The organism is Microcoleus sp. K5-D4 (assembly GCF_036704575.1).
GTDB lineage: Bacteria > Cyanobacteriota > Cyanobacteriia > Cyanobacteriales > Microcoleaceae > Microcoleus.
This window is the reverse complement of the sequence record NZ_JAUBSD010000038.1, coordinates 41,082-61,783: the sequence shown is the minus strand read 5'-3', so window position 1 is coordinate 61,783 and position 20,702 is coordinate 41,082. Positions and strand designations below refer to the sequence as shown.

The 20,702-nt window shown below is 44.6% G+C and carries 19 protein-coding genes; 11 read left to right on the top strand and 8 right to left on the bottom strand.

Annotated elements, in window-relative coordinates:
- Nucleotides 1-44 precede the first annotated feature (44 nt).
- Together QUA77_RS14110 and QUA77_RS14105 are read left to right on the top strand one after the other, a co-directional pair.
- Entirely contained in the window at nucleotides 45-1,349 is a 1,305-nt protein-coding gene (locus tag QUA77_RS14110) for a pentapeptide repeat-containing protein (RefSeq protein WP_333450674.1), read from the top strand.
- A 183-nt stretch (nucleotides 1,350-1,532) separates the two neighbouring features.
- Entirely contained in the window at nucleotides 1,533-1,745 is a 213-nt protein-coding gene (locus QUA77_RS14105) for a helix-turn-helix transcriptional regulator (RefSeq protein ID WP_333450676.1), read from the top strand.
- A 26-nt stretch (nucleotides 1,746-1,771) separates the two neighbouring features.
- On the opposite strand, the gene QUA77_RS14100 is transcribed toward QUA77_RS14105, so the two are convergent.
- A complete protein-coding gene (locus QUA77_RS14100; protein ID WP_333067808.1) occupies nucleotides 1,772-1,915 on the bottom strand; it encodes a hypothetical protein in 144 nt (47 codons plus the stop codon).
- Between the two features lie 55 nt (nucleotides 1,916-1,970).
- Between QUA77_RS14100 and QUA77_RS14095 the strand changes: the two genes are divergently transcribed.
- The 3 genes from QUA77_RS14095 to QUA77_RS14085 all read left to right on the top strand — a co-directional run bounded on the left by QUA77_RS14095 (nucleotide 1,971) and on the right by QUA77_RS14085 (nucleotide 4,082).
- The gene (locus QUA77_RS14095; RefSeq protein WP_333450672.1) at nucleotides 1,971-2,804 is read left to right on the top strand and encodes a M15 family metallopeptidase; all 834 of its coding nucleotides are present in this window, start codon (nucleotides 1,971-1,973) and stop codon (nucleotides 2,802-2,804) included.
- Between the two features lie 130 nt (nucleotides 2,805-2,934).
- Nucleotides 2,935-3,513, top strand: coding sequence for a pantetheine-phosphate adenylyltransferase (gene coaD, locus QUA77_RS14090; protein WP_333040577.1), 579 nt, complete (start codon nucleotides 2,935-2,937; stop codon nucleotides 3,511-3,513).
- Nucleotides 3,396-4,082: a DivIVA domain-containing protein gene (locus QUA77_RS14085; protein ID WP_333067804.1), complete on the top strand. Its 687-nt coding sequence runs from the start codon at nucleotides 3,396-3,398 to the stop codon at nucleotides 4,080-4,082. Before coaD ends, QUA77_RS14085 begins: the two co-directional genes overlap by 118 nt.
- A 476-nt stretch (nucleotides 4,083-4,558) precedes the next feature.
- Here QUA77_RS14085 and QUA77_RS14080 read toward each other — a convergent pair whose 3' ends face one another.
- Nucleotides 4,559-5,290: a TIGR04283 family arsenosugar biosynthesis glycosyltransferase gene (locus QUA77_RS14080; protein WP_333450670.1), complete on the bottom strand. Its 732-nt coding sequence runs from the start codon at nucleotides 5,288-5,290 to the stop codon at nucleotides 4,559-4,561.
- A 225-nt stretch (nucleotides 5,291-5,515) separates the two neighbouring features.
- On the opposite strand from QUA77_RS14080, the gene ubiG reads away from it, so the two are divergent.
- From ubiG to QUA77_RS14055, 5 genes are all read left to right on the top strand, one after another.
- Nucleotides 5,516-6,361, top strand: coding sequence for a bifunctional 2-polyprenyl-6-hydroxyphenol methylase/3-demethylubiquinol 3-O-methyltransferase UbiG (gene ubiG / locus QUA77_RS14075; RefSeq protein ID WP_333188546.1), 846 nt, complete (start codon nucleotides 5,516-5,518; stop codon nucleotides 6,359-6,361).
- 444 nt (nucleotides 6,362-6,805) lie between these two features.
- Nucleotides 6,806-7,132: a cupin domain-containing protein gene (locus QUA77_RS14070; RefSeq protein ID WP_333059683.1), complete on the top strand. Its 327-nt coding sequence runs from the start codon at nucleotides 6,806-6,808 to the stop codon at nucleotides 7,130-7,132.
- Between the two features lie 162 nt (nucleotides 7,133-7,294).
- Nucleotides 7,295-7,807, top strand: a complete 513-nt coding sequence (fldA, locus tag QUA77_RS14065) for a flavodoxin FldA (protein WP_333450668.1) — start codon at nucleotides 7,295-7,297, stop codon at nucleotides 7,805-7,807.
- 202 nt (nucleotides 7,808-8,009) lie between these two features.
- Nucleotides 8,010-8,747: an alpha/beta hydrolase gene (locus QUA77_RS14060; RefSeq protein WP_333450666.1), complete on the top strand. Its 738-nt coding sequence runs from the start codon at nucleotides 8,010-8,012 to the stop codon at nucleotides 8,745-8,747.
- 543 nt (nucleotides 8,748-9,290) lie between these two features.
- Entirely contained in the window at nucleotides 9,291-10,199 is a 909-nt protein-coding gene (locus tag QUA77_RS14055; RefSeq protein ID WP_333450665.1) for an alpha/beta hydrolase, read from the top strand.
- An 81-nt stretch (nucleotides 10,200-10,280) separates the two neighbouring features.
- Here QUA77_RS14055 and QUA77_RS14050 read toward each other — a convergent pair whose 3' ends face one another.
- From QUA77_RS14050 to QUA77_RS14025, 6 genes are all read right to left on the bottom strand, one after another.
- Entirely contained in the window at nucleotides 10,281-10,724 is a 444-nt protein-coding gene (locus QUA77_RS14050) for a DUF4079 domain-containing protein (protein WP_333040562.1), read from the bottom strand.
- Between the two features lie 194 nt (nucleotides 10,725-10,918).
- A complete protein-coding gene (locus QUA77_RS14045) occupies nucleotides 10,919-11,713 on the bottom strand; it encodes a WecB/TagA/CpsF family glycosyltransferase (protein ID WP_333040560.1) in 795 nt (264 codons plus the stop codon).
- Between the two features lie 551 nt (nucleotides 11,714-12,264).
- Complete coding sequence (locus QUA77_RS14040) at nucleotides 12,265-13,635, bottom strand: O-antigen ligase domain-containing protein (RefSeq protein WP_333040558.1); 1,371 nt, start codon at nucleotides 13,633-13,635, stop codon at nucleotides 12,265-12,267.
- Between the two features lie 240 nt (nucleotides 13,636-13,875).
- Nucleotides 13,876-14,814, bottom strand: coding sequence for a glycosyltransferase family 4 protein (locus QUA77_RS14035; RefSeq protein ID WP_333119812.1), 939 nt, complete (start codon nucleotides 14,812-14,814; stop codon nucleotides 13,876-13,878).
- 498 nt (nucleotides 14,815-15,312) lie between these two features.
- Nucleotides 15,313-16,455 carry a glycosyltransferase family 4 protein gene (locus QUA77_RS14030; protein WP_333040555.1) on the bottom strand — a complete coding sequence of 381 codons (1,143 nt, stop codon included), beginning with the start codon at nucleotides 16,453-16,455 and terminating at the stop codon, nucleotides 15,313-15,315.
- Nucleotides 16,456-18,020: 1,565 nt separating this feature from the next.
- Nucleotides 18,021-18,710, bottom strand: coding sequence for a CPBP family intramembrane glutamic endopeptidase (locus QUA77_RS14025; RefSeq protein ID WP_333040554.1), 690 nt, complete (start codon nucleotides 18,708-18,710; stop codon nucleotides 18,021-18,023).
- A gap of 357 nt (nucleotides 18,711-19,067) precedes the next feature.
- Here QUA77_RS14025 and QUA77_RS14020 point away from each other — a divergent pair, with 357 nt between their 5' ends.
- Nucleotides 19,068-20,657 (top strand): Hsp70 family protein, encoded by a 1,590-nt coding sequence (locus tag QUA77_RS14020; RefSeq protein WP_333040552.1) that lies wholly within the window; start codon nucleotides 19,068-19,070, stop codon nucleotides 20,655-20,657.
- Nucleotides 20,658-20,702 lie beyond the last annotated feature (45 nt).

Genomic DNA, 20,702 nt, shown 5'->3' with positions numbered 1-20,702 from the left:
TTTTCTTGTTTTATTGACCCTACATTAGATTCTTCTGAGTCCTTGTGTCAAGCCTAATTGAGATGCTCTTACCCTGCGGTGAGGAGGATGTGGAGGATGAGTCTGAGGAATGTCTGGAACCTGTTGTTAGTGTTGAGGATTTTTGGCAGCGTTACACTCAGGGAGAAAGGGATTTTACAGGGATTAATTTAGCTGGTGCTAATCTGATCGGTAAAAACCTAGCTTCTGATGTCAACATGAGTAATGCTAATTTTACAAAAGCTAATTTAAGGGGTGTTAATTGGCAGAGCCTCAACCTCAGCGGGGCAATTTTTAAGGGAGCAGATATGAGGGATGCTTATTTCTGTAGCACCAAATTTAACGAAGCACAACTAGGAGATGCCAATCTTGCTCAGGCTAATTTATCCAGTGCTAATCTGAATCACGCAAATTTAATCAATGCCAACCTTGCTCAGGCTAATTTATCCAGTGCCAATCTGGAGCGGGCAAATTTAATCAATGCCAACCTCTCTCAGGCTAATTTACAATCAGCTAAACTAGAAAAAGCCAAATTGAGCAAGGCAAGCTTAAAAGGAGCAAACCTAGAATATGCAAATTTCGTTGAAGCCAATTTTAAGGGTGCAAATCTCAGTGGTGCCAAACTTAGTCAACAAACAAAATTCACCACAGCCAACCTCGCTCAAGCTAACTTAAGCGGGATAAACTTGAGAAAAGCAGACCTAAGAAATGCTGATTTAACAAATGCAAACCTGAGTAATGCTAACCTTGTAGAAGCAAATCTTGATGGAGCAAATCTCAAAGGAGTTCAGCTTCAAGGAGCGATTTGCAATCAAGCAACTTTATTTCCTACTGATTTCGATCCCGTGAAAGCTGGCGCTTACTTAATTGCTCCTTATTTATCACTGCCAAATGCCGATCTAACTGGTAGGGACTTGAGCAGTCTTAATTTGACGGGAGCCAATTTACAAGGTGCTAATTTGAATTCGGCAAACTTGCAGAGTTCCAATTTGAGAGATGCCAATTTGAGTGGTGCAAAACTTCAGGGAGCAAGGCTAGACGGCTGTAATTTTAGTCGGGCTAATTTGAAGCAGGTAAACTTGAATGATGCAAGATTAGTTAGTGCAGATCTAACGACAGCCGACTTAACTGAATCTGACTTGCGACAAGCGGAATTAAACTCTGCAAAGCTGCGTGGTGCTGAGCTAGTTTCAGCAGACATCCGTGCAGCAAGATTAGGCTTTGCAGACTTATCTGGCGCTAACTTAACTGGTGCAAAAATAGGAGGAGCAGAGTTGGCAAATGCTAAACTCACTGGTGCAATTATGCCAGATGGATCTACTCACGAATAAAATTAGTTAAGGAGTTTGCTAAACAAACTCTACTCAAAAAGCGTGAATACACTCTTTCACCATAAAATAAATATAATGAGAGGCTGTCTAAAAAAGTTATTGCTCTTCCGTTTCTGAGACCGGGGGACGATCGCCCTTTAATATCTAATTACTTCAATTCACAATAGTTGCCATTTGTCAAGCATGGGATTGGTGAGGTTGCGGATTCAAGAGTTGGCTGCCGAGAACGGTTGGACTCTGACAGAGGTTGCCACTCGATCGGGCGTTCACTACACCACGCTGAAAAGTTATGCCCGATCGCCCGGTATGGCAATGGCTGACATTGGTGCTCTGCTAAAATGGGCGCGGACGTTTGATGTGTCGATCGAAGAATTGTGGGATTTTGTGGAACAGTAACAAATTACACTTAAAATAAACCAGCGCTACCAGCGCCAACCAGTTCGACCTCGCAGGGACGATCGACTGTGGGCCCAAGCAACAGATGCGAGAGTTGGCGGATGGGACGGGGCGAAGTCTGAAAGAGATGATATATTCTCAGCGGCAATTGTAGCTGTTCGATCGCCCATATCGGTCTACAATTTGTAACGTTGAGCCTTATTGAAGTGCAGGAGTGGAGCTGGCTTGGATAACGCTAGTCTGTCAAGAAAACCCCCGCAAGCCTCGGAGCTTGTCGCCGACGAAATTCCAGAAGCAGTGCGAGACCATCCATACCCAGAAGCAGGGCAGAGTCAGTCTAAGAAAAAAGGGCTGATTTGGAAACTGCTAGGGTTGGCCGCACTAGCCTGTGGGGTCAGCATCTGGCTGCACCTCAACTTTAACTTGTTCCCAGCCACCAGTCAGGCAGAGCAAACTCAACAAAACCCAGCACCGGTGAGTTCGCCGTCTGCATCGGTCGCGAGTCCAGCTACCAACCCCAAAGCCACCGCCCCCGCAACCCCAGACAACCTGTTGGGACACTTGCCCTACCCAGAAGCACCAGCAAAAGACTTGGTAGGCGTCACCCCCGACGGTAGCATCAAACTCCGCTCCTCAGCAGCAGCAAAATATCAGGAAATGGCCAACGCCGCAGCGGCATCAGGCATCTACTTCGCTCCCATATCCGGCTTTCGCTCCCTGCAAGACCAACAGCACGTATTTTTTGACGTGAAAGCCGAACGCAGGCAAAACGCCAGCAAGCGAGCCGAAGTCAGCGCCCCTCCAGGTTACAGCGAACACCACACCGGTTACGCGATCGACATCGGCGACGGCAGCGCCCCGGAACACAACCTCAGCCCCAGTTTTGAAAATACCGAAGCATTCAAGTGGTTAGAAGCCAACGCCGTCGCCTTCAGCTTTGAAATGTCCTTCCCCAAAAACAATCGCCAAGGCGTTAGTTACGAGCCTTGGCACTGGCGGTTTGTGGGCGACAAGCAAAGCCTCGAAACTTTCTACAAAGCTCATTCCATGAAAAAGTAGAAGAAAGAAGGAAGAAGGAAGATTTTCCACATCTCCGGCTTTGCCACTCTCCCACTCTCCCACTCTCCCATTCTCCCACTCTCCCATTCCCCCACTCCTCCACTCCCCCTCACTCCGTTGAGCCAAACTCGTGATTGCAATCTATCCAGGCAGCTTTGACCCCATTACCTTCGGTCACGCAGACATTATTGAGCGGGGATCTAAACTGTTCGATCGGGTAATTGTTACGGTAGTCAGAAACCCCAGCAAAACCCCTCTCTTCACCGTAGAGGAACGGATCGAGCAGATCCTGCGCTCTACCGAACACTTGCCAAATGTAGAAGTAGACAGTTTTGAGGGTTTGACAGTAAACTATGCTAAGATTCGACAAGCCAAAGTGCTGCTGCGGGGGCTCCGGGTATTAACAGATTTTGAAATGGAACTCCAGATGGCCCACACCAATAAAACCCTTCTGGGTGAAATTGAAACAGTTTTTTTGGCAACTTCTAACGAGTACAGCTTTTTAAGTAGTAGTGTAGTTAAAGAAATAGCCAAGTTTGGTGGCTCCGTAGATCATCTTGTTCCGAAACACGTCGCCCTAGATATTTACAAATGTTACGCCAGCAGGAACCAACTCGCATCGAACCCGACAGTACCGGACGCGGCACTGAGAACGAATCGCCTCAGAACACATCCGCCTTCGGAGACCCCACCCGAACCGCAGGAGTAGACATCCAGCGGGAATTGAACCGGCTTGAGGAAATTGTTCTCGACAGTCCACGAATTCCCATGACCAGACGCACTCTGGTGGATGAAGAACAGTTGCTCGATCAGTTAGACTTGGTGAGGCTAAATTTGCCGATCGCCTTTCAGGAAGCCGAGACGATCATCCGGCACAAAGACGACTTGCTTCAAGAGGCGGAACTTTACGCTCAGGAAGTGATAGAAGCAGCAGAACAGAGAGCAGCAGAAATTTTAAACGATATGGGCCTGCTCCAGCAGGCGAAGATAGAGGCCGATCAGTTGCGCCAGCAAGTTTTGCTCGACTGCGAGGCAATTCAGCAGGCCACGCTGGCGGAAGTCGAACAAATTCGCTACCAGGCTCAAGAGGAATTGGAAGAGATGAGAGTCAGGGCGATGGCTGAATGCGAGGAAATTCAAAACGGAGCCGATGATTATGCCGACCAAGTGCTCGATAATATCGAGCACAAGTTGAGCGATATGCTGCGCGTGATCCGCAACGGGCGCGATCAGTTGGATAGTGTTTCTACGTCGCACATCCATCACAACAACGGTTAGCCAACAGTGAACTCATTGCTGGAAAATTTCTAAAAGTCTACCTAATTGAGGTAGATTTTTTTTTCGCATTTTATCTAGCTAGCATTTGGGAATATTACCTGGTAAGTGGAGTTAATTCGGCGGGATGGTTTCTCCGCTCTTTTTTTAAAATATCTTCTCAAAGATACGCAATTTTGTTCGTATTGTCCATCCTCGCATTTTCTAAGAGTATCGCACTTTCCTGTAGATAGAGTATCTGGGTTAATCACAATATTGTCTGCTTATTCATTACCTTTATATCTCCTGGATTAGACGGTAGTGAAATAGGTTTTGTTAGCGTTTTATAAGTTTATTAGCCTCGTATCTCCGCTGCTGAAACTCGGCTTTTTAGTGAGAGGTCATTTGTACGGTTGTTGGGCGATTATTTACCTGTTGTAGAAAGTTTTGCCCAAAAATTACAGCCAGTACATTCTGGCAATTTAATCAAATTTTGTGTTTCAGCGGATGTCTTCATAAAACTGCTTGAGATACCTTGGGGAAACGCCAAAACCCCATAAAAAACCAATCGAAAGATAGATCGCAATTGCTTTAAATTCGCCCCAATTTGCAACTCGCCGATCGCTACTTTCCACTACCCGATTGACTAACTTAAGTCTCCCCCGTCGCACTAACTTCAAACACAAATCCGCTTCCTCCATAATTGGCAGCGCAGCATCGAAACCCTCGCATTCCCAAAAATCGCTACGGCGACAAAAAATAACTTGATCGCCAAACAGCAGGCGCAATCCTTGGAAAAATAAATGAGGTCGAAATAACAGCGGCGCGTAATAAGTTTTCAGGTAATTGTGGAGGGAAAAACCCCATCTTGTTTGCTGCGAACCAGCCATCAGGGAGATAAACCCGCCGCCGGAAATTTCCGCATCGGACAAAGTTTTCTGGATGACTGCTACAATGTCGTCGGGAACTAAAGTATCGGCGTGGAGAAAGCACAGAATTTCACCGGTGGCGACTTGAGCACCTAAATTCATTTGCAGGGATCGTCCGGCTATACTGCTAGAAATAACGCGGGTGGCGGCGGAAAGTGCGATCGCCACTGTTTCGTCTTGACTGCCGCCGTCTACCACCAACACTTCCCAAGCGGGAGGATTAAGGATGCTGAGTTGGCGGAGGGTGCGTTGCAGACAAGTCGCTTCGTTGAGGGCTGGGATGATAATAGAAACGCGATCCATCTGGTTGAAATTTATGCCAGAGCTATTATAATAAAAAACTGTGGCGATTCACAACTAACGATAAAATAGAACTTACGCGCGCGGATTCAGGAACCTGGTGTCTGCCTGCGAATTTGTCACGAAACCTCTGTTTTTTTACAAAAATTAGGTGTATAGGCGTCCTATAAAATCCCGCAAATGTGCAATCGCCATATATATTTTCCACTAATCAGGACTGAGAAAATCGTGCAGAAAACAGAAGTAAAAAATGATTTAGAATTTTATGATGAAAATGCCGATAATTGGTGGGACGAAAATGCTAAAATTTATGCTTTATACCACCTAAACAAACCCAGATTTGAGTTCTTCGACAGACACGCGACTAACTGGCAAGGGCTGAAAACCTTAGATGTCGGGTGCGGCGGCGGCTTTTCTTGCGAGTTTATGGCCGAGAGAGGCGCTATTGTTTCTGGAATAGATCGATCGGACAAATGTATTGTAGCCGCTCAAAATCACGCAGTTACCAGCGGTTTTGAGATTGACTACAGGCAAGGCTTTGCCGAAAATATGCCCTACGACGACAATACCTTTGATGTTGTAATCTGCGTGGATGTTTTGGAGCACGTGGCGGATTACAAAAAAGTTGTGTCTGAGGTGCACAGGATTCTCAAGCCTGGGGGACTGTTCTTTTTTGATACAATCAACCGAACTTTTTCCTCGCAAATTGTGATGATAGGACTGATGGAAAATATTTTGCAGGAAATTAGGCGGGGCGTTCACGATTGGGAAAAATTTATTACCCCGGAGGAACTATCTGTGGTAATGCAGGATATTGGTTTTGGCAATATTCAAATTAAAGGTTTTGATATGTTTGGCGAAATTGGCGCTATGTTAGCCACAATGCACGGGTTTTGGGAAGATTTTACACGCGGCAAGCAGGTGTTTCCTTCGGCGGGTATTTTAAAACAAGTATCTCAAACTCTAACATCTAATCTAGCTAACTATATGGATTACAAAAAATCAGGGTTGTTTAAAATCCAAATTAATGAGGATAAGTCGATTATGTATGTTGGCGTTGGGGCGAAGAAGTAGTGTGTTGACTGTTGACTGTTGACTGTTGGCTGTTGACTGTTGGCGGTGGGCTGTTTGTTAACTGTTGACTGATGTAGAACTTACGGATAAATACTAAAGAAACCGGGTTTTTCATCAGTGTCAAAGGCCGGGATGCAATATTTTCGTCCATCAAACCCGGTTTCTGCGTAAGTCCTATGATGACTGATGAGTGTTTTAAAGTTAAATGATAATAATTAGCAAGTATTTTGGCGTGAACCGAATCGCCAATCGCAGTTTGTTTGACCCAAATGACCGCCCTGTCTCAATTTGCGGGTGCAAATGCTGCTTTTCAACCCAGATACACGGCCGACTGCAACAAAACTTAATGTTCAACTGTTGACAATTTATCTAGATTGCATGTAGCTTATTGAATATTAATTGCAATAACTGCCGGAAGTTAACAGTACCTGGAGGTCAATCACCGTGACAGCAGCAATAGTTTCCGCGTCAGCCTCGCCAATCAGCGACGGACAACCAGCCGACAGCCAAAAACTGATGAGTTTGGGTAAAAATTCCGAAATACCTGACCTCGATAAGTTTAAAGATGTAACCATCGCCGTCTTAGAAGGAGTGGGAACTCTCACGGTGTGCGATCAAACAGTCACTTTAACACCGGGAGTATTTGTGTTTGTACCCGCCGGCATTCCGCGCAGTCTAAAAGTACAAACGACGCTGAATTTGTTACTAATTGACTGCGAACCAGACCCCGATCTGAGTGAGTCAGCTTGGTTAATGAATTTTCAACTTTAAGTAGATGAAAAAACAGTGTCCTTGCTGCCTTGACTCCCTAATTTCTCAGGTTCGCCACAACCGTGTCTACTGTTTTTGTCTGAATTGCAGGCAGGAAATGCCAAATCCTGACTCAAAAAAAATAATTCTCAAGCACTATCAAATTTCACCTTCGGAGTAACAATGTCGAAATCAATTGGTCTTTTCTACGGAACTACAACTGGGAAAACTGAGTCTGTAGCTGAAATGATTCGAGATGAATTTGGTGGCGATATCGTGACCTTGCACGATATCGGCAGCGTTGAAAATGATGATTTTGCGGAATACGAATGTCTGATTATCGCTTGTCCGACTTGGAATATCGGCGAACTGCAAAGCGACTGGGAATGTTTTTTGCCTGAACTTGATGATATTGATTTTAGTGGCAAAAAAGTAGCTTACGTGGGAACTGGCGACCAAGAAGGCTACCCTGATAATTTTATGGATGCAATGGGGATTTTGGCTGAAAAGATTGCTGAACAGGGCGGTGAAACAGTTGGTTATTGGCCGATAGATGGCTATGATTTTAATGAGTCTAAAGCTGTAGTTGATGGCAAGTTTTTGGGTCTTGCTATTGATGAAGACAACCAATCCGATCTGACGGAATCGCGCATCAAATCTTGGGTATCTCAACTCAAGAGAGAATTTAGCTTGTAGACTTCAGGGTAGGGCGGGTTTGGCAATTAGATGATGTGCGACAATCAAAATTACGCACTCAACCCGCCCCGAAAATCTAGCAAATACAGCGGTTCTCAAAAAAGTGAGGTATGCCCTATGTCATATGCCCTATAGTACCTCATCTTTCTGAGAAAGGCTATAAATTATAATTGTGAATAACTCGATATTCAACTTAAAATAAATGAAGTTTAGTTCTGAAGACGTGCTTTGGTTAAGTGTAAGTCCGAGTTTGCAATTCTTCGATCGATCGCTGCTTTTCTACTTAAATGATTCTGTACCCGTGCAGATATGGGAATACCAACAAACTGAAGACGAAGCTTGCTCTTTAGATATGGCTGTTGAACTTTTGCACGATTTTTTAACATTTCGCGATCGCCCAATTCATCTCCTGGGCCACAGTACCAGCGGATTAGTTGGTTTAATGTATGCGCGCCGCTATCCTCACAAAGTACGTTCTTTGGGACTTTTATCTGTGGGTTTGCCATCTCCTATTAATTGGCAAGCACATTACTATACGTATCTTTCAGCTTTTCCCCGGAGCCGCAAACAAGTTTTGAATCAAATAGTAGGCGATATGCTGGGATGCAAAAATCAAATTATCCATCAAAAATTCATATCATATTTTGAGGATGACTTAGCCTGTTCTCCTTGTCCTAACTCATTATTTAGGATTAGTAATTCCCACAATGAAGGTGTAGAAGTACCTTTGTTAATATGCAGCAGCAAAACTGATTTTCTGGTATCTCCTGTTGTCATGCGTCGCTGGTCTAAATTTCTTAAAAAAGGCGATATGCTTTGGGAATGTCAAGACGGTAGACATTTCTTTCACCACTTCTATCCAGAACAAGTGGGCGAAAAAATACTCAACTTTTGGCTATATGTACACAGCCACCAACCAATTTTAAATTTTAAGTTTTAGGTAAGCTTGCTATTCGTTGTTTAATTTATCGAAACTTAATGTGGCAAATACTAGATTAATTTCCGTAATTCATGGCAATTTTTGCATACAGGCTTCGACTTTTTTTGGCGCAGTTGTCCCAGTCCATGCTGCCAATTTTATTTGCTACGATTTTGAGGTATGGACTTTGAGTTATCCTCAGTCTGTTTTTGATATTTTAGAAGAATTGTAAAAAATATTGAAAATATATTCAGATGTTTGAGTAAATGGTAGGCTAATTTTATTAGATTTGTCAATTAGTTTTTGTGAATAAACTGCAGAGACGGTCTTAACGCAGAGGAAGGTAAGGGTAGATTAAACAGCAATTATTAACAACGATTATAAAATATTTTAACATCTTGTTAACAAACTCAGCCTTAGACTGGGCTGAAGGATACTGAGTATCGATCGAATTTTAAGGACTCGCCCGAACTCCTAAAATAGCGATTGAGCAAGCATATATACTTAAATGTTAGGGCGGACAGAGTGGCATCGCCCCTACCAATTCACAATTTATCAAGAATTATGCCAGCAAGTTTTTTGCCAAAATCGATCGCACAACTCACAGAATCTACCTCAATTGCCTTAGCCCAAAGCATTCAGCGAGAGGCCATTACAACTCCCCTATCTTCTGAGCCAATTGCCACAACCTACGTGCGCCAAGGCAGGGGCAACACACCGATTTTGCTAATTCACGGCTTCGACAGTTCCTTGTTTGAATTCCGCCGCCTGTTGCCGCTGCTAGCTGCTGAAAATGAAACTTGGGCGGTTGATTTGTTGGGTTTTGGCTTTACAGAAAGAGCGGCTGGTTTGGCATTCAGCGCGAGGGCAATTGAAAGTCATCTTTACTATTTTTGGAAAACGCTAATTTCGCAGCCTGTAATCTTAGTCGGTGCTTCAATGGGAGGTGCAGCAGCCATTGATTTCACTCTCAATTATCCCGAAGCTGTGAAACAATTAGTGTTAATAGATAGCGCAGGTTTTGCCATCAGTTCTAATAAGGGAAAGTTTTTAATTCCTCCTTTAGGGTATCTGGCAACTTCATTTTTACGCAATCCCAAAATTCGCCAGCGAATTAGCGTCAATGCTTATTTCGATAAAAATTTGGCTTCTCAAGACGCTCAAACTTGTGCTGCTTTGCACTTGGAAATGCCCAACTGGAATCAAGCTTTAATTGCGTTTACCAAAAGCGGCGGTTACGGAGGTTTTGGGGAAAAATTATCGCAAATTCAGCAGCAGACTCTGATTTTGTGGGGAAAACAAGACCGGATTTTGGGGACGGGGGATGCGGAAAAGTTTGCAAGGGCGATCGCAAATTCTCAACTAATCTGGATACCCGACTGCGGGCACGTTCCCCACTTAGAAAAGCCACAGACTACCGCGCAGCATATTTTAGAATTCATCACCCAAAGCGGACTCACGCAAAAAAATTAAACATAAGGTGCGCTGCAGCGCACCTTACATATATGTTTTCCCTGGAACATTTGGTATAGTTTGAGGTCAAATAGACAGGTTTCAAACTTTCGGCAAATACTTTTGTACGATCGTCCATCCTGTGAGCAACACAGTCACAAATCCCCCACACAAGGCCAAATTAGTGCCGATATGGAGGGGACGCGCCCAAGGATGTTTAGGACCAATTTGCAGCCCGCTTCCCACAGAAACCAACACCAAAGCCACAACAGCTAACCCCGCCGGTAAATGAGCCGAGTGACCCAAATTGCCGTAGTATCCTAGCGTACCGACTACACCAATTCCCAGCAGTAAAATTACCAAAGTCGCCATCCCCGCACCAGTGGCTAAATGAAAGGGACGCAGCCATTTTGGGCGGGGTTGTTTGGTACTCCTAGCGGCAAACATCCACGTTCCAGTAACGGCCAGCAACAGGTAAGCCAACAGGGCAACACCCATTGACCAAGCCGCTATTTTCCACAACCACAAGAAAGAAGGCAGATTCATCGGTTGCATCCCTAATTAGGATTTTCCACAAAAGGTTTCTTTCCGATTTTACCTGGACTTGAAAGCAAAAATGAATTATTTTGAGAGAAACTGCGATCGGACTATCCACAGATGGCATCAGTCTTGCCTGGAAGCCAAACGCACTTTCTCTGATACTCAGCTTAATTTACGCTAGAGATTTGTCGCTGCCATTTTTAGGAGCCACCTTCCCATTTTAGATTGGTGGTTTTGCTGTCCATGAAAGGCATTTTATAAAACCCTAATTTTTGTTCTAAGATTAATCGGAAAAAAGGCAAACCTTCAATCAAATATCTTTTCCACAACCTTCTCGGTTCACTTAACAGTCGGTACGCCCATTCTATGCCGACTTCGCTCATCCATTTGGGAGCTCTGGCTTTGCAACCAGCTTCAAAATCAATGGTTGCACCTACGGCTAAGAAAATTTTGACGTGTGTTAATTTGCTCCTGTATTTAACCAGCCACTTCTCTTGCTTGGGTGCTCCCACTCCTATAGCCAGAACTGTCGCTCCTGATTTATTGATCGCGTCAATTATTGTTTCACATTCTTCCTCATTTTTTTCAAAGCCAAAAGAAGGAGAAAGTGCTTCAACCACTATTTCTCTACCAATTTTTTGGTTAATTTTTTCCTGGGCTTGCCTAGCAATACCTTCAGCAGCTCCTAGCAAAAATATTTTAATCTTCTCGTTATCTTTGTGATACATATAAAATGCAGGGAACAAATCAGAACCAGAAATTTTTTCTTTGAGAGGAGTACCCAAAAACTTGGAGGCATACATCAATATTTGACTGTCGCAGACTCTATAAGTAGATGTATTGTAAGCTTCATAGAAGTCGCGGTCATACTGCAACTTAATCAAGTGATCTACATTGGGTGTAAATACGACACCACCTTCGCAGTCGAGTTTTTCAAACAACTCTGTGATTGACAAGTTATCTATCGAGACATTCAATAAATTAACGGTTTTCATTTATGATTCCCTTCCCACTTTATATTAAACTACAACTCAAACTACTATTATAACCCACCATTCAGTTTCGTGTTTTAACTACCTAGGTGCTTCGGTGAACATACTTTTCTCAGTATATCCTCCTAAACCCTGCGTGTCTAGTGAGGATTTTTAAAGATTATGTAAAGAATCATCTCGTTTTAGAAAAAGTGTATAAAGCCCACTTTTAAGTTTATAACTCGCAACACAGTTTCAAGAAAAAAGCCATCCAGTGCTAATACTTGTTGAAGCATTGCCAATGATATCAAATTCGGTTGGATCGCAATTATTCATCTTTCTGTTCTCTTCCTCTGTATTCTCTGCGTCAAGATCGGTTTAATCATTCCAATGCAACCGGATTTGATATGAATGTAAAAAAGAGTTTATGAGGTTAAAATTTTAACCTAGTGACAAATATCTGGCAGCTTCAGAACTGCATTTCATCCAAAAGTGGTAGATTTTTTAGTTTTTGTCTCCAGGGAAGGCAAGATAGTGTCAAGCTTGAAGTGAAGGAGCGATCGCCTTCATGAAAATCATCCTGATTTTTGGTGAACCAGCGCCTGTCTTCTTGGTGGCGAACCGGTTTTCTTGGCCTTAAGACTTTCTGGAGCTTTTAAGACCAGACCCGCTATTCCTCCAGCAATCATCGCAAAAATCGGGTTAGTCATAGCGTTCAAAACACAGTCAAACATGTACATAGTTAAGGCTACTCCCAGGGCTGCAGCGGGTGCTACCTTGGGATTAGACCAGGTTCTGGCGGGATATTTAAACACGCAAAAGACAATAACAGGAAGTAATAATGAAGAAAATAAACTAACTAAACCGAGTGCACCGTTGACACCAAAGGCAATAATCCATAAGCTGTCGGTGACCGAGATATCATTACCGTACTCGTCGTACACGCGGTTTCCGCCGGAATCTCCCCAGCCAAACATAAATCTTTGCCGCGCCTTTTCCCCCAATATCTCTTCATTGTCAAATCTAAACTTCAAAGAGGCGGCTCGTTCTTCGCCAAATACTGGAGTGATGAAATTAATCACGTCTTTGCTCGAAAATTGACCCGATGCAGCTACGTACAGATAAAACACTATATATCCAATTATCAAGAGCAAGGGCAAAGAGGTGCGAAACCACTTGGCAGAGAATAATACGAGCAACGCCATTGCAAATAAACTGTAGGCGCCCGTAGAACGGCACAGGAAAAAAGCGATAGTTAATATAATTGCTAAAGTTTTGATGTTACGGCCCATAAACTTTTTGAGCGTCCCAGTTTGCCAGAGCCAAAGAGCAATTAAGGCGGCTGTCATCATCCACAGGCCCACCATCAAACCGTGCTGCATAAATACTACCGGTCTCCACCCCCCCATACGCCTTGCTTGACCCCAGTCCTCAAAGGCATTGACCCCGTAAATCATTTGGTGCAGAATTGGGCCCCTAACCCCTTCAATTAAAGTAAAAGGAATGTAGGCCAACCCACCGGCAAAAATCCCGATCGCCAATTGTCGCAGCCCATCTAAATTACCCACATACAAGCGTCCTAAAAAATAAGGCAGACCCCAAGTAACGATTTGCTTGATAGTCGGAGAAAGCGGGCTGCCGCCATTACTAACTTGTGAAATAATTGGACACAAACACAAAATTACCATTGGCACGTCCAGCCAACCGGGCTTAAAAGATGTGAGGCGCGCAGGATCGTAGATAAGAGTCCCCAGCAAAATGCCGTAGCAAGCTGCGGAAATTTTTGTATACGGTGGCAGTAGGGGGATAGGATAAGAAGCTTGCGGCAAAAACAGCCAGGCTGCAACAAAACTTATAATTACCGCCCGCTGAGCCGGAAACCTCACAAACAGGTAAAAAACGACTGGAATAAAGCCGAACATAGCAAGTGGGATTAATGCAGCCATAGGTCTTTTTTGGCAGTAAAATTATAGAAAGACAACTCAATTGCCCAAGAAAAATTCTCGCTTAAACGATCGCCCAACCCCAATCTTTTAAATCAACCTCAATTTTACGTCTTGTTCGTTAATTGTGCCTGACGTTCCAAAGCGGTGTATAGTGCCGCCTCGAAGAGATTAGTTGCATCCTCCCCAGTATCATTTATCACCTTTTCCCAAGCAGTCTCGGACATTGCGCGCCCTTCGGCATCAGGCAAGTGACAAATCTGCTCGATCGCTTTTCCCATATCCTCTGGGTGTTCTGGCTTGACAAGTCTGCCACCCCCGCCAGCAAGCAAGTAGTTCCGCAGCCGCACCAGCATGAGTGGCGATGACTGGAGTGCCACAAGCCATAGCTTCTAAAATTGGCAAGCCGAAGCCTTCGGATCTGCTGGAAAACGGCCAAGCATAGCATTTGCTGTAAAATTCTTTTAGTTGGTCTTGAGTAGGTGCTTTATTATACTCCGTGCCATCAGGCCGCAAATTGGGAGGAGGAGTATGGCCGGAACCAAAGGCAACTAAAGGAAGATTGGGAAATTTTTTAGCAGCTATAGAGAAAGCTTTCAGGGCACTATCGCAGCCTTTCCAGGGAGTTGTAGTATAGTACATCCCGACTGTGGGAACTAATTGCTTGCCTCGCGGCTGCTTCGCTCGGGACTGGGGGTCGTAAAACTGTTTGGTGTCCACCGTAGGAGGGACAAGAGATACAGACAAATTGCCGTATTCATTGCTAGCGATGTCGGCCAGCCACTGGGCCACAGCGATTTTGTGCCTCGGCAGCCGCCAAGTTGCCTCTACTCGACCTTTTGGTACGTAGTCAAAAGCCTCATAATCTTGGAGAAAATATACTTTCGTTCCTTGGCTGGGAGAGAGTTTTGCCACCCACTCGGCATTTTCCCACCAAGTAGCCATGACAATATGGGCATTAGGTACATCAAGGTCAGTAATTGGACGGTTGGTTTCGATAACTCGACTTTTGAGATCCACTTTATCAAAGTGAGACTTTTGTGTCTTGGGAGCGGACTCCCAACCCCAACCCCTCAGCAGCGATCGCAATTGTTGGAGAAAAGTCGGTTGCAGCGGGGGCATAGAGACGATAAATATTTTGTGTCCTCGCTTTTGGAGAAGTTCTGTGTAGATAGATAACACCCTCATACCCCCTGTAAGACTCAGGGTAGGCAGGACAAAAGTAATTTTCATATAGATACGGAAGATTGATACTGGTTAAAACTCCTCCTTTCCATAACTGCAAGTTGGCACTTACCAGCCTCTGTTTGGGTTGGGTGCGCGGTGGGGATCTCTGCTGGAGGCGATCGTAACTCGATAGTCGAGCCGATCTTACTTTGTCGTCAGGGACTTTCCCCAATTACAAATCGGCAGATGTTTGACGACTACACAAGTTTAACCTGTAACGGAGGCAGCCTTAAAACCTCCGTTGCTCTCTGGTTCAGAGTTTGGCAGATCAATTTATAACCAGTATTCCCTCGTCGCTGCGGTTAGAATTCGTCTCTAGACTGCTGGGTAGAAAATAGGACAGGGGCGATTTTATTTGTGGCAGAACCACCCCACCAAACTATATTGAGTTTCTCCCCAGAATCCGGCGCCGAAAACGCCCGTAGCGCCGAATTTCAAATGGCGGCGCGGCACTTAGCATCCAACCGCCAATTTTTCGTAGGGAGAAAAGGAATCTACGTTAACGTCGCGGTCTTTAGATTTGTCTACAGCAACTTTCAATGCCGCTTCAAAATGATCCGTGGCATCTTCCCAAGTATAATTGTTCACCTTGGCATAGGCGGCTTCCGACATGGCTTGCCACTTGGAATTTGGCATCTGACAGATACGCTCTATGGCTTTTGCCATTTCTTCGGGATCTTCTGGTCTTACAAGTATGCCAGTACCGCCGCTCAAAATTTCAGGAGCAGCGCCTGCTGGGGTACTGATGACGGGAGTGCGGCACGCCATCGCTTCGATAATGGGCAAGCCGAAGCCTTCTGAGCGGCTCGCCAGCAGCCAAGCATCGCATTTGCTGTAATAGTCTTTGATTTTGTCTTGGTCGGGTTGAATTACATACTCGGCATTGGCCGGTAAGGGCAATTCCGAGGATGGGGCCCCTGTACCGAAGGCAACCAGACGCAGGTTGGGGATCTTTTCTGCAGCTAGGGAAAAAGCTTTGAGGGCGATGTCGGTTCCTTTCCAGTAGATTGTAGAGTACATTAGGCCAACTGTAGGAACCGATTGTTTGTTGCGAGGACAGGCGTAAAATTGCTTGGTGTCCACGGTAGGAGGAGCTAAGGAAACTTCGCGATCGCCATATTTAGTCCGAGCTAGATCAACTAACCACTTAGAGATCGTAATTTTGTGCATCGGCAGCATCCAAGTTGCTTCTACTCTACCTTGAGGTAGATAGTCAAAAATTTCGTGGTGCTGGATAAAATAAGCTTTTGCTCCTTTTCTAGGAGAGAGTTTGGCTACCCACTCGGCGGTTTCCCACCAGGTGGCAACTACTACGTCAGCGTCAGGTACATCTTTGTCTTCTACCGGGCGGTAGCGATCGGTAATTTTGTGTTCTACACCTAAGTTATCGAAAAATGAGGGTTCGTTTTCAGGTGTGGAAATCCAACCGCGCCCTCGCAGCAGCGACTTGACTTGCTGGCGCATACTCGGTTGCGGGTGGGGTAAAGAGATGACGAACACGGAGTGTCCTCGCTTTCTCAAACGTTCTGCGAAAATAGATACTACTCGTATTCCACCAGCCAGAGACACAGTAGGAAGCACAAAGGTGATTTTCATTTTTAAGTCCCGCTGACGACTTTAACTCGCTTTCGGCGCTGCTACCAGCGCTGATATTAGAGCCCAAAAGGAAAGAGGGGCGGGTGAATATTAATTACCGCTTTCCTGGTGTGTACATAGAATGCAACCGATCAACTGTTTGCAACACCCCAATATGTATCTGCCAAAAGTTCACTGTCATTGCATTGATAATAAGGATTGATGTGCTCGCGAAACAGTTCCCAGAGGGATAATTTTCAGGTCATGGAAAGTTACTCCTAAAGATAGATACCTCATCTAATATGAGCTTTCTTCGCGACAAACACCAAGCTCGACAACACCCTCTGTTCAAGATAACATCATTTGCTATCCAACAGACAGGGATGTACGGGAAACCGAATATTAGCCAACTTTTAAGGTGGGAGATAAAGGTAGCATTAGCAACAATATTCAGTAGATTGAAATCGCCTTTGGCAAAATTTTATACAGATTCCAAAGGGGAATTCTTACCTTGAGAATGTTAATTGCCCCATGGAACTAACAGATATAAATACCAATCAGTAGCTGTGATTTTTGGGTAACTGTGCTGTCGGTATTGCTTGATACAAGCTCCGATTTTGTCAAAATTCAGAGATGGTGGTTTTCTCAGATACGTACAGGGGCGCGATCGCGCGAATGACCGTTGTGGACGTGCGAATGAGGGGAGAAACCCTGTTTTTCAAGAGATATCCCTCGCCCTCAGTTGTCGTATGTTCCTGAAAAAAGATGGTTGAGGCGTCCACTGTTTGAAAAAATAGGTTTCCCAATCGTGCTACAGAACATAGAGTTTCACAGATATAAATTTAATTAGGTGCCTGAGTTTTAAATGTGTTAATAAAAGGCGATCGCATGAAAAAGTTGCCAAAAGAGACTGCCACTGCGGAGCCGGGTATATGTAGCATCCCTGCCCAAGTCGTGTATAAGTAATTACCGTAAAAAAAATCAGTAGCAAATTATCACATGACCCTATCAAGATCAAAAGAACACTCAAGGTTAATCGGCCTATATTGTGTACACCTTAACTCCTAAGCACTAGCAGCGGCTTCGTGGTATGTATCAAACGATTTCGCGTACAAAAAATTTCATGTTATGAAATCATCATTTTTCCTGACTTTGCAATTCTGGATGACCATCGGTTTGCTCTTGGGGGCCCGGCCGCCGATGCTTGCAGCGATATGTTGGTCAGTTTTCATGCCGCTAAAATTATGCGATCGCAAGCAAAACCAAAGCTATAATTAACAGCAGAGGCCTTAACGGAAAGCATCTGCCGGTGGGAAGATATGAACGTTCGATTATTGCACAGCATCAGTCAATAACCCAGTACAATCAGCATCAATGCCAGCAAACACTTGTCGCTGCTAGTTGGCATTAACCGCAGCTACAGCCACATATACCTTGCAAAAGCTTACAATTTATCAGGGTGCATTATCGCCTGCTGCAGTAGCACGCCGCCCGGATGATGGGGGGAGAGATTAATCTGGAGAGTGAGTTGGGCAAAAGGTCAGTTTTTACTGTATAATTGCCAGGAATAGTCGCTGAAAAAGCAGCTAGTTAAAGAGGATTTGCCAACCAATACTTGCCAGGGCAAAATCTGCGATCGCGTGGCTGATATAACTAGGCCAAAGTGAACGATAAGTTAGATAAGACTTAGACCAAATTATCCCGGCAGTGAAGACAGCTAAGGAACCTAAAATCACAGCCTGCCAGTCGCTGTAAGCTGCTATTACAAAAATGTGGTGGATCGTGAAAAATAGCGAACTCAGAAATATTGCTTTTGTTCCCGGTATGAGAATCTGGCACTTGTTGCAGACAAACCACCGCCAAGTAAATTCTTCAATCAGTGAGTTAACTACCACAAAATATGCTTCTACAATCAAGTAAATAGTAGGGCTGCTAATACCTAATTGGTGCGATTTTTCTTTGGCAACTACAGGCTCGATCCAGTGCTGACCAAAAAGGCTATAGATACCCAGAATTACCGCAAACATGAATATTCCCCAAATAGCTCCAGCCAGCAATTCTTGGCGCTTGGGCAGGGATAAAAGCAGCTTTTCGCGATCGACAAAAACAGACCATGCGATCGGAAAAACCAGTAACCAAACTTGACAAAAGACTGACAGTGTTTGTCCCCAGCTTCCAGGGGCAATATACAAGGCTGCTATGATACCAATACTAGCCGCAGGAACAAGCAGTGTTAGAGCCAATAGTGCTGTTTGGCGATCGCCCATATCTAACATTTTTTACGCTTATTTTTAAAATTGGATTGATATCAAAGGTAAAAGCGGGGCCACTGCGGACAGGCGATACCACTTTCAAAAAACAATATAACTGTAGACCAGTAATCCCAACCTTTATGCAGTAATTCATTCCCCATTTTAAAATCTAAAATGGTATGAGTTTTGTGTCGCTTATAAAAGTGGTGCTTATTTGTGGCGTCGAAAAATATGCAGTTGCACAAAATTGAAGACTCCGCCCTAAAGGAGTTTTTGTGGCAACAAAGTCTTTATTCCAGCACAATTTGATAATCTGTTGGCATTGGGGACTCCAAATACCATAATATGATTAAATCCCTAGTAGTTGTGTATTTTGGCTGAATGACGATCGCAATTGATTTTGGAACTAGCAACACCGTCGTCGCTCGCTGGAATCAAGTCCTCCAGCAGCCCGAAACTTTGAAATTACCGGGATTGTCGGCAATCTTGGCTCAAAACCCGCCCTTAATTCCCAGTTTGCTCTACGTTGAGGACGCTGTGGCAAATAAAGTAATACTCGGTCAGCAAGTCCGCGACAGAGGCCTTGATTTGAGTGGAGATTCTCGGTTTTTCCGCAATTTTAAGCGAGGAATTGGCACATCAGTTCAGGGTTTTGTGCCGGAACTTGACGGGCAACTTATTACTTTTGAACAAGTAGGTGAGTGGTATTTGAGCCAAATTGTGAACTCAATTCGCCAACTGCCTTTGCCGATCGATTCTTTGATTTTTACTGTGCCGGTAGATAGTTTTGAAGCTTACCGCCATTGGTTGGGCAAAGTGTCTCAATCTCTGCAAGTAGAACAGGTGCGGATGTTGGACGAACCTACGGCGGCTGCTTTGGGTTACGGTTTAGCCGATCGCGAAAATCTGTTAGTCATTGATTTCGGCGGCGGAACTCTAGACCTTTCTTTGGTGCGTTTGGACGCTTCCTCCGACAAAAAGCCCCTCGGTTTTATTCTCAAGTGGGGCGAAAAGCTATTAGCTGAATCTTCAGCGCAAAAAACAAAAGTTGCCCGGGTTTTGGCTAAAGCCGGACAAAATTTAGGCGGTTCTGATATTGATAATTGGCTGGTTGACTATTTTGTTAAAACAAAAGGGCTGGCAAAATCTCCGATTACAACGAGATTGGCAGAACGGTTAAAGATTCAGTTGTCTTTAGTGAATCAGGCAGTTGAGGTTTATTTTGATGACGAAAACTTTGAGAGTTACGAATTAGAATTAGACCGAACTCGTTTTGAATCTATCCTCGCTGAACATCAGTTTTTTGACAAACTCGACGAGTGCATGAATCAAGTATTGCAGCAAGCGCGGCGTCAAGGCTTAGAAATTGGGGATATCGATGCAGTTTTGCTAGTTGGCGGTACTGTACAAATTCCCGCTGTCGGGCGTTGGGTGGAGCAATATTTCGAGCCCGCAAAAATTCGCTGCGACAAACCCTTTGAGGCGATCGCCCAAGGTGCTCTGCAACTGAGTCAAGGGCTAGAAATAAAAGATTTTCTCTATCACAGTTACGGAATTCGCTACTGGAACCGCCGCGACAATTGCCACAGTTGGCACAGTTTAATCAAATCCGGCCAGTCTTATCCGATGAGCCAACCGGTAGAATTAGTCTTGGGGGCTTCTTTAGAAAATCAGCCAAGTATAGAATTAATTATCGGCGAATTGGGAGCGGAAACTGGTGGGACGGAGATATATTTTGACGGCGACAGACTAATTACTCGCCAACTCGCGGGCCAAACATCGGTACAGCCCTTAAATGATAAAGAAGGAGCCCGCAGCATCGCTCAATTGACGCCGCCTGGGTATCCGGGGAGCGATCGCATAAAAGTTTTGTTCCGCGTTGACGAACAGCGCTTTTTGCGAATTACCGTCGAAGATTTGTTGACCAATGAAACTTTGTTAGAGGATAAACCAGTGGTGCAGCTAAGTTAAGGAGAGACTTTACAGGTAAGGTGCGCTTCGGCGCAACCTACGGAT

Coding starts and splice junctions, on each gene's coding strand:
- QUA77_RS14105 (WP_333450676.1), top strand. CDS start 1,533: ATGGGATTGGTGAGGTTGCGGATTCAAGAGTTGGCTGCCGAGAACGGT.
- QUA77_RS14100 (WP_333067808.1), bottom strand. CDS start 1,915: ATGGGCGATCGAACAGCTACAATTGCCGCTGAGAATATATCATCTCTT.
- QUA77_RS14085 (WP_333067804.1), top strand. CDS start 3,396: ATGTTACGCCAGCAGGAACCAACTCGCATCGAACCCGACAGTACCGGA.
- QUA77_RS14080 (WP_333450670.1), bottom strand. CDS start 5,290: ATGGATCGCGTTTCTATTATCATCCCAGCCCTCAACGAAGCGACTTGT.
- fldA (WP_333450668.1), top strand. CDS start 7,295: ATGTCGAAATCAATTGGTCTTTTCTACGGAACTACAACTGGGAAAACT.
- QUA77_RS14060 (WP_333450666.1), top strand. CDS start 8,010: ATGAAGTTTAGTTCTGAAGACGTGCTTTGGTTAAGTGTAAGTCCGAGT.
- QUA77_RS14055 (WP_333450665.1), top strand. CDS start 9,291: ATGCCAGCAAGTTTTTTGCCAAAATCGATCGCACAACTCACAGAATCT.
- QUA77_RS14050 (WP_333040562.1), bottom strand. CDS start 10,724: ATGAATCTGCCTTCTTTCTTGTGGTTGTGGAAAATAGCGGCTTGGTCA.
- QUA77_RS14045 (WP_333040560.1), bottom strand. CDS start 11,713: ATGAAAACCGTTAATTTATTGAATGTCTCGATAGATAACTTGTCAATC.
- QUA77_RS14040 (WP_333040558.1), bottom strand. CDS start 13,635: ATGGCTGCATTAATCCCACTTGCTATGTTCGGCTTTATTCCAGTCGTT.
- QUA77_RS14030 (WP_333040555.1), bottom strand. CDS start 16,455: ATGAAAATCACCTTTGTGCTTCCTACTGTGTCTCTGGCTGGTGGAATA.
- QUA77_RS14025 (WP_333040554.1), bottom strand. CDS start 18,710: ATGTTAGATATGGGCGATCGCCAAACAGCACTATTGGCTCTAACACTG.
- QUA77_RS14020 (WP_333040552.1), top strand. CDS start 19,068: ATGACGATCGCAATTGATTTTGGAACTAGCAACACCGTCGTCGCTCGC.